The sequence below is a fragment of the Burkholderia sp. AU4i genome, assembly GCF_000466765.1.
GTDB lineage: Bacteria > Pseudomonadota > Gammaproteobacteria > Burkholderiales > Burkholderiaceae > Burkholderia > Burkholderia cepacia.
The window spans coordinates 1-12,137 of sequence record NZ_ASSI01000145.1 but is presented as its reverse complement, the minus strand read 5'-3'; the positions used below and the strand labels follow the sequence as shown (position 1 = coordinate 12,137).

At 69.0% G+C, this 12,137-nt stretch carries 10 protein-coding genes; 7 read left to right on the top strand and 3 right to left on the bottom strand.

Annotated elements, in window-relative coordinates:
- Positions 1 to 229: 229 nt before the first annotated feature.
- Positions 230 to 1,264: an AraC family transcriptional regulator gene (locus L810_RS29755; RefSeq protein WP_021161959.1), complete on the bottom strand. Its 1,035-nt coding sequence runs from the start codon at positions 1,262 to 1,264 to the stop codon at positions 230 to 232.
- Between the two features lie 137 nt (positions 1,265 to 1,401).
- On the opposite strand from L810_RS29755, the gene L810_RS29750 reads away from it, so the two are divergent.
- The 6 genes from L810_RS29750 to L810_RS29725 all read left to right on the top strand — a co-directional run bounded on the left by L810_RS29750 (position 1,402) and on the right by L810_RS29725 (position 8,969).
- Complete coding sequence (locus L810_RS29750) at positions 1,402 to 2,535, top strand: acyl-CoA dehydrogenase family protein (protein ID WP_027789617.1); 1,134 nt, start codon at positions 1,402 to 1,404, stop codon at positions 2,533 to 2,535.
- A 247-nt stretch (positions 2,536 to 2,782) separates the two neighbouring features.
- Positions 2,783 to 4,489 carry an AMP-binding protein gene (locus tag L810_RS29745; protein ID WP_021161956.1) on the top strand — a complete coding sequence of 569 codons (1,707 nt, stop codon included), beginning with the start codon at positions 2,783 to 2,785 and terminating at the stop codon, positions 4,487 to 4,489.
- A gap of 108 nt (positions 4,490 to 4,597) precedes the next feature.
- Positions 4,598 to 6,127, top strand: a complete 1,530-nt coding sequence (locus L810_RS29740; RefSeq protein WP_021161955.1) for a CoA-acylating methylmalonate-semialdehyde dehydrogenase — start codon at positions 4,598 to 4,600, stop codon at positions 6,125 to 6,127.
- A 15-nt stretch (positions 6,128 to 6,142) separates the two neighbouring features.
- Positions 6,143 to 7,045, top strand: coding sequence for a 3-hydroxyisobutyrate dehydrogenase (gene mmsB, locus L810_RS29735; RefSeq protein WP_027789614.1), 903 nt, complete (start codon positions 6,143 to 6,145; stop codon positions 7,043 to 7,045).
- Positions 7,042 to 7,833 (top strand): enoyl-CoA hydratase, encoded by a 792-nt coding sequence (locus L810_RS29730; RefSeq protein WP_021161953.1) that lies wholly within the window; start codon positions 7,042 to 7,044, stop codon positions 7,831 to 7,833. The genes mmsB and L810_RS29730 overlap by 4 nt, the downstream gene beginning before the upstream one ends.
- On the top strand, positions 7,830 to 8,969 hold the full coding sequence (locus L810_RS29725; RefSeq protein WP_042976715.1) for an enoyl-CoA hydratase/isomerase family protein: 1,140 nt from the start codon (positions 7,830 to 7,832) through the stop codon (positions 8,967 to 8,969). The genes L810_RS29730 and L810_RS29725 overlap by 4 nt, the downstream gene beginning before the upstream one ends.
- Positions 8,970 to 9,024: 55 nt before the next feature.
- Here the strand turns inward: L810_RS29725 and L810_RS29720 are convergent, their stop codons facing one another.
- A complete protein-coding gene (locus L810_RS29720) occupies positions 9,025 to 9,930 on the bottom strand; it encodes a LysR family transcriptional regulator (protein WP_027789611.1) in 906 nt (301 codons plus the stop codon).
- Positions 9,931 to 10,108: 178 nt separating this feature from the next.
- On the opposite strand from L810_RS29720, the gene L810_RS29715 reads away from it, so the two are divergent.
- Positions 10,109 to 11,647 carry an MFS transporter gene (locus L810_RS29715; RefSeq protein ID WP_042976713.1) on the top strand — a complete coding sequence of 513 codons (1,539 nt, stop codon included), beginning with the start codon at positions 10,109 to 10,111 and terminating at the stop codon, positions 11,645 to 11,647.
- 51 nt (positions 11,648 to 11,698) lie between these two features.
- Here L810_RS29715 and L810_RS29710 read toward each other — a convergent pair.
- Positions 11,699 to 12,137, bottom strand: a 439-nt coding sequence (locus L810_RS29710) for a TolC family protein (protein WP_042976711.1), incomplete at its 5' end; no start/stop codon positions are given.

Here is a 12,137-nt window from a genome sequence, read left to right as displayed (position 1 = left end):
CAGCGCCGCGAACAGCGCGGCGCGCGCGACCCGCGCGGACAGCGGGTGACGAGGGTGGCCGCCGGGCGTGGCAGGCACCGGCGACGGCCCGTGACGGTGAAAGTGCATCGGGGCGTCCGGGCGGCGCGTGGCCGTGCGCCATCCGGCTTGCGGAAAGGGCGTGGGCCCGATGCTTAAAGATTAGGCGGTTTCGGAGGAAAGCGCGAAGCGAGCGCCGTGCCGCCCAGCCTCAGCTCGCGCCGCCGCCGCGCGCAAGCACTTCGTCCCGATAGTCCGCCGGGCTGCGCCCGCTCCATTTGCGGAACGCGCGGTAGAACGCGCTCGGTTCCGCGAAACCGGTTGCAGCCGCGACGTCGGCGATCGTGCGCGCGGGATCGGCCAGCGCCTCGAACGCGAGGTCGCGCCGCAGCGTGTCCTTGATCGACTGGTACGCGTGGCCTTCCTGGTGCAGCTTGCGGCGCAGCGTGGCCTCGGCCACGTGCAGCCGCGCGGCCATCCCGCCCGCGCCCGGCCACGCGGCGGGCGGCATCCCGCGCAGCACCGCGCGCACGCGCTGCGCGAGCGCGTTCGGGTTGCGGTACTTGACGATGAAGCTCGCCGGCGCGTTGCGCAGGAACGTCTTCAGCGTTTTCGCGTTCTGCACGACCGGCAGCGTCGCGAATTCGGGATCGAAATCGACATACGAATCGGGTTCGTTGAAACGCATGTCGTCGCAGAACATCGCCGGGTATTCATGGTCGGCGGGCGGCGTGTCGCAGCGGAAGCTCGCATGCAGGAGCGGGATGCGCCGCCCGATCAGCCAGCAGGTCAGCCCGTAGACGATGATGAAATAGGTCGCATACGTGAACATCGCCGGCGTCGCGCCGTTGTTGCGGTGCACGAAGCGCAGCCGCACGCGCTGCGGGTTCGCGTCGAGCTCGGCGTGCAGGTCGTCGAGCACGCAGTGCATGAAATTCACCGCGCGCGCCATCGCGTGCAGGCCGTCGCGCGCGGTCAGCGCCGCCTGGCTCATCGCGATGAAACTGCCGCTGCGCATCGGGTGGCGATCCTGCCCGAAAAACTCGTCGTCGAGCGTGCGCGCGATCGCGTTCCACAGTGCGCCGTATTGTTGCGCGGACACGCGTGCGCGCGGCTGTCCGAGCAGCGCCGGGGCGATGCCGGCCTGCGCGAGCAGCGGTTCGGCCGCGACGCCGCGCCGGGTCGCGAGCGCGACGCTGTAAGCGACGAGGCTGATCGCGACGGTTCCCTTGTCTTCCTGCTTCATCCGTGCCGCCGGTGTGGCAAAAACGCTCAGTGTAAATGAGCGGCGCGAGCATCGAACAGTCGCGCGTGCTTGCCTACACTTGTTGCATCGAAACGCAAGGACGGTCGCGCCCGGCGGCCGCGGGAGACAGCAGCACCATGGACGAGCTTTACACCGAAGACCAGCGGATGATCCGCGACGCCGCACGCGCCTTTGCCACCGAGATGCTGGCGCCGAACGCGGCGCAGTGGGACCACGATGCGCACCTGCCCGACGCCATCGTCGCGCAGCTCGGCGAACTCGGCCTGCTCGGGATGATCGTGCCGCAGGAGCTGGGCGGCTCGTATACGGACTACGTGGCCTACGCGCTGGCAATGGAAGAAGTCGCCGCCGGCGACGCCGCGTGCGCGACGATGATGAGCGTGCACAACTCGGTCGGCTGCGGGCCGATCCTCGGTTTCGGCACGCCCGCGCAGAAGGATCGCTGGCTGGCCGACATGGCGGCGGGCCGCGTGATCGGCGCATTCTGCCTGACCGAGCCGCAGGCCGGCTCCGAGGCGAACAACCTGCGCACGCGTGCGGAACTGCGCGACGGCAAATGGGTGCTGAACGGCGCGAAGCAGTTCGTGACCAACGGCCAGCGCGCCGGGGTGGCGATCGTTTTTGCCATGACCGACCCGGAAGCCGGCAAGCGCGGCATCTCCGCGTTCCTGGTGCCGACCGACACGCCGGGCTTCATCGTCGGCAAGCCCGAGAAGAAGATGGGCATCCGTGCATCGGATACGTGCCCGATCACGTTCGAGAACTGCGCGATTCCGGAAGAGAACCTGCTCGGCAACCGCGGCGAAGGGCTGAAGATCGCGCTGTCGAATCTCGAGGGCGGCCGCATCGGCATCGCCGCGCAGGCGCTCGGCATCGCGCGTGCCGCGTTCGACAAGGCGCGTCGTTATGCGGGCGAGCGCGTGCAGTTCGGCAAGCCGATCGCCGAGCATCAGGCGATCCAGCAGAAGCTCGCCGACATGGCCGTGCAGATCAACGCCGCGCGCCTGCTCGTGCATCACGCGGCGAAGCTGCGCACGGCCGGCTTGCCGTGCCTGTCCGAAGCGTCGCAGGCGAAGCTGTTCGCGTCGGAGATGGCCGAGCGCGTGTGTTCGGACGCGATCCAGATCCACGGCGGCTACGGCTACCTCGTCGATTACGAAGTCGAGCGCCACTATCGCGACGCGCGCATCACGCAGATTTACGAAGGCACCAGCGAAGTGCAGCGGATGGTGATCGCGCGGCAGCTTTGAGCCGCGACATCCGGGTCGAAAAGAAGCATCGCGCAGGGCACGAGGGCAGTGCGGTGAACGCGGCACGCAACGACGTGACCGTGCACCGCGACAGAGGAGACCGGGCATGCGCTGCAGTCATGCTGCCGGTTCACCGCGAGGCATGGGACGAGAGGAAGCGTTGAAGCGCTGACGCTCGTCGACCGCACGAGGCATGGGACGAGAGTAAGCGCTAAAGCGCTAACTCTCGTCGACAGGAGACAAAACGATGACGGTACAGGCATTCCTGAACGCACGCGACTTTCTGCTGCGCCATCGCACCGACTACGAAACCGCGTACCGCGATTTCGAATGGCCGGTGCTCGACGCGTTCAACTGGGCGCTCGACTACTTCGACCCGATGGCGCGCGGCAACGACCAGCCCGCACTGTGGATCGTCGACGCGGCCACCGGCACGGGCGATCCGTATTCGTTCGCGCAGATGTCCGAGCGTTCGTCGCGGATCGCGAACTGGCTGCGCTCGATCGGCGTCGTGCGCGGCGACCGCATCCTGCTGATGCTGCCGAACCGTGTCGAGCTGTGGGACGCGATGCTCGCCGCGATGAAGCTGGGCGCGATCGTCCTGCCCGCCACCACGCAACTGTCGCCCGACGACGTGCGCGACCGCGTGCAGATCGGCGGCGCGAAATACGCGATCGTCGACGAGAACGAAACCGCGAAATTCGACCAGCCCGACCTCGGCCTCGCGCAGAAGATCGTCGCGGGCGCGCCGCGCGCGGGCTGGCTCGCGATGAACGACGGCTATGCGGCGAGCGCCGAATTCGAGCCGGACGCCGTCACGCACGCGAACGATCCGATGCTGCTGTACTTCACGTCGGGCACGACGTCGAAGCCGAAACTCGTCGAGCATACGCACCGCACCTATCCGGTCGGGCACCTGTCGACGATGTACTGGGTCGGCCTGCAGCCGGGCGACATCCACTGGAACATCAGCTCGCCGGGCTGGGCGAAACACGCGTGGAGCTGCTTCTTCGCGCCGTGGAACGCGCAGGCCTGCGTGTTCGCATTCAACTACGCGCGCTTCGAGCCGAAGGTGGTGCTCGATGCGCTCGTCAAATACCAGGTGACGACGCTGTGCGCGCCGCCGACCGTGTGGCGCATGCTCGTGCAGCAGCCGCTCGCGTCGTTCGACGTGAAGCTGCGCGAGATCGTCGGCGCGGGCGAGCCGCTGAATCCCGAGATCATCGAGCGCGTGAAGAAGGCGTGGGGCATCGCGATTCGCGACGGCTACGGCCAGACCGAGACGACCTGCCTGATCGGCAACTCGCCGGGCCAGCCGGTGGTCGCGGGCTCGATGGGCCGGCCGCTGCCCGGCTACCGCATTACGCTGCTCGACCCGGACGGCGCGCCCGTGACCGAAGGCGAGGTTGCGCTCCCGATCGGCGCCGACGTCACGCGCCCGGTGGGCCTGATGAAAGGCTATGCGAACAACCCCGATGCAACCGCCTACGCGATGCGCGACGGCCACTACCGCACGTCGGACATCGCGATGCGCGGCGACGACGGTTATTACGTCTACATCGGCCGCGCGGACGACGTGTTCAAGTCGTCCGACTACCGGCTGAGCCCGTTCGAACTGGAAAGCGTGCTGATCGAGCATCCGGCGATCGCCGAGGCGGCCGTCGTGCCGAGCCCCGACCCTGTGCGGCTGTCGGTGCCGAAGACCTTCATCACGCTGCGGCAGGGCTACGAGGAAAGCCCCGCGCTCGCACTGGAGATCTTCCGTTTCTCGCGCGAGAAGCTCGCGCCGTACAAGCGCATCCGCCGCCTGCAGTTCGCGGAGCTGCCGAAGACGATCTCGGGGAAGATCCGCCGCGTCGAGCTGCGCCGCCGCGAGATCGAGCGCGGCGACGACGCGACCGCGCGCATGCCCGGCGAATACTGGGAAGAAGATTTTGCTGCCGAATTGAAATGACGTGACCGCGGGCCGCGCGCCGCATTCCGCGGCCGCCGCCCGCAGCCGAACTGAACCGGCCGCGCGGCGATATCGCGCTTCGCGGCCCTCTGCAAGGAGAAGGGATCGATGAACGCGAATCCGACGCCCCGGACGGGGCAAGACGTGCCGACGGTCAAGCTGCTGATCGACGGCGCTTTCGTCGAGTCCGCCACGAGCGAGTGGCGCGACATCGTCAACCCGGCGACGCAGCAGGTGCTCGCGCGCGTGCCGTTCGCGACCGTCGAGGAAGTCGACGCGGCCGTGCAGGCCGCGCACGCCGCGTATGCGACGTGGAAGAACACGCCGATCGCCGCGCGCATGCGCATCATGCTGAAGTTCCAGGATCTGGTGCGCACGAACCAGCAGCGCATCGCGAAGACGCTGACGGCCGAGCAGGGCAAGACGATCCCCGATGCCGAAGGCGACATCTTCCGCGGCCTCGAAGTGGTCGAGCACGCGTGCTCGATCGGCTCGCTGCAGCTCGGCGAATTCGCGGAGAACGTCGCGGGCGGCGTCGATACCTACACGCTGCGCCAGCCGCTCGGCGTGTGCGCGGGCATCACGCCGTTCAACTTCCCCGCGATGATTCCGCTGTGGATGTTCCCGATGGCGATCGTCTGCGGCAACACGTTCGTGCTGAAGCCGTCCGAGCAGGACCCGATGTCGACGATGGAGCTCGTCGAGCTCGCGATCGAGGCCGGCGTACCGAAAGGGGTACTGAACGTCGTGCACGGCGGCAAGGAAGTCGTCGACGCGATCTGCACGCATCCGCTCGTGAAGGCGATCTCGTTCGTCGGCTCGACCGCCGTCGGCACGCACGTGTACAACCTCGGCAGCGCACACGGCAAGCGCGTGCAGTCGATGATGGGCGCGAAGAACCATGCGGTCGTGCTGCCCGACGCGAACCGCGAGCAGACGATCAATGCGCTCGTCGGCGCCGGTTTCGGCGCGGCGGGGCAGCGCTGCATGGCGACGTCGGTCGCGGTGCTGGTTGGCGAAGCGCGCGACTGGCTGCCCGATCTCGTCGCGAAGGCGAAGCTGTTGAAGGTGAATGCGGGCGCGGAAGCCGGCACCGACGTCGGCCCGGTCGTGTCGAAGGCCGCGAAGGCGCGCATCCTGTCGCTGATCGAAGCGGGCGTGAGCGAAGGCGCGAAGCTCGAACTCGACGGCCGCGACGTGAAGGTGGCCGGCTACGAAAGCGGCAACTTCATCGGCCCGACGATCTTCTCGGGCGTGAAGACCGACATGTCGATCTACACGCACGAAATTTTCGGCCCGGTGCTCGTCGTGCTCGAAGCCGACACGCTCGACGACGCGATCGCGCTCGTCAACGCGAACCCGTTCGGCAACGGCGTGGGCCTGTTCACGCAAAGCGGTGCGGCCGCGCGCAAGTTCCAGAGCGAGATCGACATCGGCCAGGTCGGCATCAACATCCCGATCCCGGTGCCCGTGCCGTTCTTCAGCTTCACGGGTTCGCGCGGCTCGAAGCTCGGCGATCTCGGCCCGTACGGCAAGCAGGTCGTGCAGTTCTACACGCAGACCAAGACGGTCACCGCACGCTGGTTCGACGACGACACGACGGCCGGCCCGGTGAATACGACGATCCGGCTCCACTGAGCCGTGGAGGACAACATGAAAATCGGTTTTATCGGCCTCGGCCACATGGGCGCGCCGATGGCGCTGAACCTGCTGAAAGCCGGCCACGAAGTGCACGCGTTCGACCTGAGCGCCGACGCCTTGCGCGCACTGCAGGATGCCGGCGCGCAAGTGGCCGCGTCGCCGCGCGATGCCGCCTCGGGCGCGACGTTCGTCATCACGATGCTGCCGGCCGCGCCGCACGTGCGCTCGGTGCTGTCCGGCGAGAATGGCGTGCTCGCCGGCCTCGGCGCGGGCGCGACCGTGATCGATTCGAGCACGATCGACCCGGCGAGCGCACAGGCGTTCGGCGCGCTCGTGCGCGAGCACGGCGGCGCGTTCGTCGATGCGCCCGTGTCGGGCGGCACCGGCGGCGCGGCGGCCGGCACGCTGACCTTCATGGTCGGCGGCAGCGACGCGGATTTCGAGCGCGTGAAGCCCGTGCTCGCGGGCATGGGCAAGAACATCGTCCATTGCGGTGCGACGGGCATGGGGCAGGTCGCGAAGGTCTGCAACAACCTCGTGCTCGGCATCTCGATGGCGGCGGTGTCCGAGGCGATGTCGCTCGGCGTCGCGCTCGGCATCGACCCGAAGGTGCTGGCCGGCATCGTCAACACGTCGACGGGCCGCTGCTGGAGCTCGGACACCTACAACCCGTATCCGGGCGTGATCGAGACCGCGCCGTCGTCGCGCGGCTACTCGGGCGGCTTCGGCACCGACCTGATGCTGAAGGATCTCGGCCTCGCGAACGATGCCGCGAAGCAGGCGCGCCAACCCGTCTATCTCGGCGCGCTCGCGCAGCAGCTGTACCAGACGATGAGCAGCCGTGGCGACGGCCAGCTCGATTTCTCGGCGGTGATCCGCCTGTACCAACCGGCCAGCAAGAAGGACGCGTCATGATCGAACTGGACTACGTCGACGACGGCGCGATCGCGTGCGCGACGCTCAAGCGTCCGCCCGCGAACGCCTTTACCGCCGACGGGCTGCGGCAACTGCAGGACACCGTCGCCGAACTGAATGCGAACCCGCGCGTGCGCGCGCTGGTGATCACGGGCGACGGCCCGAAATTCTTCAGCGCGGGTGCCGATCTCAACACCTTCGCCGAAGGCGACCGCGCGGTCGCGCGCGCGATGGCGTCGCGTTTCGGCGCGGCGTTCGAGGCGCTGCACGACGCGCGTGTCGTGACGATCGCGGCGATCAACGGCTACGCGATGGGCGGCGGCCTCGAATGCGCGCTTGCGTGCGACCTGCGGATCGCCGAGACCCATGCGCAGATGGCGTTGCCCGAGCCGTCGGTCGGCCTGCTGCCGTGCGGGCTCGGCACGCAGACGCTGCCCTGGCTCGTCGGTGAAGGCTGGGCGAAGAAGATCATCCTGACCGGCGCGCGTGTCGACGCGGCCACCGCGCTGCGCATCGGCCTCGTCGAGGATGTCGTGGAGTCGGGCGCGTCGCGCGATGCGGCGCTGGCGCTGGCGCGCAACGTCGCGCGGCAAAGCCCGCACGCGGTCGCGTACAGCAAGGAGCTGATCGGCCTCGCGCGCCGCGGCGTGCCGCGCGGCGCGGCGCTCGCGGTCGAGCGCGAACGCTTCGTCGACCTGTTCGATACCAGCGATCCGCGCGAAGGCGTGGCCGCGTTCCTCGGCAAGCGCGCGCCGCAGTGGCACGCCGACGGGGAGGGGCAACGATGAGCACGCCGGTCACGAATCACGACGCGTTCGCGGAGCATGCCCCCGAGGTGCTGTTCCGCGTGGTGAATCGCGTGGCGCTGATCACGCTGAACCGGCCGGCCGCGTTGAACGCGCTGTCGTACGCGATGATCGGCGAGCTGGCCGCGCTGCTCGAACGCTGCCGCCACGACGACCAGATCGTCGCGGTCGTGTTGCGCGGAGCGGGCGAGAAGGGCTTCTGCGCGGGCGGCGACGTGCGCGCGCTATACAGGATGGTCGCGCAGCGCGAGACCTGGCTGCCGTTCTTCGTCGACGAATACCGGCTCGACTACGCGATCCATACGTTCCCGAAGCCGGTGGTCGCGCTGATGGACGGCGTGACGATGGGCGGCGGGATGGGCCTTGCGCAGGGCGCCGCGTTGCGCGTCGCGACCGAGCGCAGCAAGATCGCGATGCCGGAAACGCGCATCGGCCTCGTGCCCGATGTCGGCGCGACGCATTTCCTGTCGCGCATGCCGGCGGAACTCGAACTGTACGTGGGGCTGACCGGCGCGATGCTGTCGGGTGCCGACGCGCTGACCGCGAAGCTCGCGGATCTGTGCGTGCCGTCCGCGTGGCTCGACACGTTCGAGACGCGCATCGAAAGCGTCAAGTGGGAAGGCGATGCGCTGCCGCTGCTGCGCAAGGTGTTCGAGCCGCCGTGCAACGTCGTGCCGCATGCGGCGCTCGACGGGCAGATGCCGTGGATCGTGCGTCACTTCGACAAGCGCTCGACCGTCGAGCGGATCGTCGCGACGCTGACGCAGGATCTCGCGCGCGAGGAACTGTCGCGCGAGCACCGTCAATGGCTGCAGGCGACGCTCGATGCGCTCACGGGCCATTCGCCGACGATGCTGTACGTGACGCGCGAGGCGCTGCTGCGCGGCCGCCAGATGACGCTCGCCGAATCGTTCCGGATGGAGCTCGGCATCGTCGCGCGCGCGATCGAGGAAGGCGACTTCTGCGAAGGCGTGCGCGCGCATCTCGTCGACAAGGATCGCAAGCCACGCTGGGCGCCCGCGTCGCTCGTCGAACTGCGCGCCGAACGCGTGCGGCATTTCCTCACGTCGCCGTGGAAGCTGTTCGCGCATCCGCTCGCCGATCTCGGCGCGGCGTGAGCGCGTAGCCGGCGCGCCGCGCGGGCACACGCTGCCGCGCGGCGCGCGTTGCATCTCACCGCTCGATCATCGGCGGAATCGCCTGAGCGAACGCGTCGATCACGCAGCGCGTCTTGCGCGGCAGGTAGCGCGTCTTCGGCCAGATCGCGTGGATGTCGCCTTCGCAGACGAAGCAGCGGTCGAGCACGACCGTCATCTCGCCGCGCTTCACGTAGTGATCGAGCAGCCAGCTGGGCAGCCAGGCGATCCCGAACCCCGATGCGCCGGCCGCCGCGATCGCCTGCACGTCGTCGAAACTGAGCTGGTGCGGCATGTCGATACGGACCGTCGAGCCGTCCGGCGCGCGCAAGTCCCACGGTTGAACGACCCCCGAGCGGGAATACGCGATCGTTCGATGATGCTTCAGGTCGTCGAGCGTCTTCGGCATCCCGTGGCGCGCGAGATACGACGGCGCCGCGCCGAGGCTCCCGTATTGCGTGCCGAGCCGCCGCACCGCGAGGCTCGTGCTGTCCGCGAGCGTGCCGATCCGCACCGCGAGGTCGATGCCTTCCTCGACGAGATCGACGAAACGGTCGGTGATCGACACGTCGATCCGCAGATCCGGGTAGGTGCGTGCGAGATCGAGCACGACGGGCGTCACGCAGTGGTGCCCGAACGCGAGCGGCACGCTCAGGCGCAGCTTGCCGCGCGGCTCGTTACGGCCGCAGTCGAGGTCGGCCTCCGCCGCTTCCAGTTCCGCCAGCGCGCGCACGCAGCGGTCGTAGTACGCCTGGCCGTCGTCGGTCAGGCTCTGGCTGCGCGTCGTGCGCTGCAGCAGCCGCGCACCGAGCCGCTTCTCGAGCCGCGCGACCGCCTTGCCGACGGCAGAGCGCGTCATGTCGAGCCGCTCCGCCGCGAGCGCGAAGCTGCCCGATTCCACTACCTGGACGAAGGTCGTCACGCCGTCGAGTCTGTCGGTCATCGGAGGGAGGGGTGATTGAGTCCTGTGGTTCCCCAGTCTGGAGAAATGCCTGCGTCAATGGGGATGGAAATTCTCACTATAGTACCGATTCCGGTTCAGCGTGCGTTGCCGGCCGCGCGCGACCCATCCTTCTCATCTGGAGGCGCGCGGCCCGTTGCCGGGCCGCCGCGCAATACGCATGACGCTATCCGACTCCCGCAGGAATGCGGTCGCGCTCGCGGCCGTCTGTCTCACGTCGCTGATGTTCGGCCTCGAAATCTCGAGCGTGCCGGTGATCCTGCCGACGCTCGAACACGTGCTGCATGGCGATTTCAACGGCATGCAGTGGATCATGAACGCGTACACGATCGCGTGTACGACCGTGCTGATGGCGGCCGGCACGCTCGCCGACCGTTTCGGCCGCAAGCGCGTGTACGTGATTGGCACCGTGCTGTTCGGCGCGACGTCGCTGCTGTGCGGGCTCGCGCCGAACGTGCCGGTGCTCGTCGCGGGCCGGCTGCTGCAGGGCGCCAGCGGCGGCGCGATGCTGATCTGCCAGATTGCGGTGCTGTCGCACCAGTTCCGCGAGGGCCGCGAGCGCGGCCGCGCATTCGGGATCTGGGGGATCGTGTTCGGCATCGGGCTCGGTTTCGGGCCGATCGTCGGCGGCGCGATCGTCGCGCTGGCGAACTGGCCGTGGGTGTTCCTCGTTCATGCACCGCTCGCGGCCGTCGCGCTCGCGCTGATCGGCGGCGCGGTGCAGGAGTCGCGCGATCCGCACGCGGGCAGCCTCGACGTGGCGGGCATCGTCACGCTGTCGCTCGCGGTGCTCGGCCTGGCCTTCTACATCACGCAAAGCGCGGAACTCGGGCTGACGAGCGCCGCCGGCCTCGGCGTGCTCGGCGCGACCGTGCTGGCGGTGGCCGGCTTCTTCCTCGCGGAACGCGCGAGCGCGCGGCCGATGTTCGACTTCTCGGTGTTCCGGATCCGCGCGTTCACCGGCGCGATCTTCGGCTCGATGGGGATGAACTTCAGCTTCTGGCCGTTCATGATCTACCTGCCGATCTGGTTCCAGGTCGCGCTCGGCTACGACAGCGTGACGGCCGGCCTCGCGTTGCTCGCGTACACGCTGCCGACGCTGGTCGCGCCGCCGTTCGGCGAACGGCTCGCGCTGCGCTACGGGCCGGGCGTCGTGATCCCGGGCGGCTTGTTCACGATTGCCGCCGGTTTTGTGCTGATGCGGATCGGCAGCGCGGCCGACCACGCAAGCTGGATGACGATGCTGCCCGGCTGCGTGATCGCCGGCATCGGGCTCGGGCTCACGAACACGCCGGTGACCAATACGACGACGGGTGCGGTGCCGAGCGCGCGGGCGGGGATGGCGTCGGGCATCGACATGAGCGCGCGGATGATCTCGCTCGCACTGAATATCGCGGCCATGGGCTTCGTGCTGGTCGCGGGGATCGTCGCGAGCCTGAAGGGCGGTGTCGCGGGCACGATCGGCGACGGGGCGCTGCGCCGGCTCGCGCAGGAGATTGCTTCCGGGCGAACCGACGGGCTGCACGAGATCGCACCGGCGCTCGCACAGGCCGACCCGACCGGCGCGGCGTTGCATGCGGCGCTCGTGCACGGGTTCGGCTGGGTGATGGTGTACGGCGCGGCCGGCGTGGCCGTGCTCGCGACGGCGAGCGCGGTGGCGTTCGCGCCGGCGCGGCGCGGGGCGGCCGTGTGCGAATGACGCCGCCCGTGGCCGGCGGGGCAGGGGCGGCCGGCCCGGTGCGCGGGCCGGTCAGGACATCCCGCCGCCGAGCGCGCGGTACAGCGTCATCTGGTTGTTGAGCCGGTCCAGCCGCGTCTGTTCGTCGGCGCTTTGCGCATCGCGCAGCCGCTGCTGCTGGTCGAGCCACGGTTGCACGGCGGTCGCGCCGGCCGCGAACTGCGCGGCGGCGAGCCGTTCGGCGCGCTGCGCCTGTTCGAGCGACAGCGCGCGCTGTTCGGCCTCGCGTTCGAGCTGGACGCGTGCCGACAGCGCGTTCTCGACTTCCGCGAGTGCCGTGTAGAGCTTCTGACGGAACCCGACGACGGCCTCCTCGTACTGCGTCTTCGACACCTTGATCTGCAACTGCATCGTGTTCCACTGAATGAACGGCAGGGCCAGGCCGAGCCCGAGCGTGCCGACCGGATTCGCGAGCACGCGCTCGAGGCTCGTGCTCGACGTGCCGGCCGCG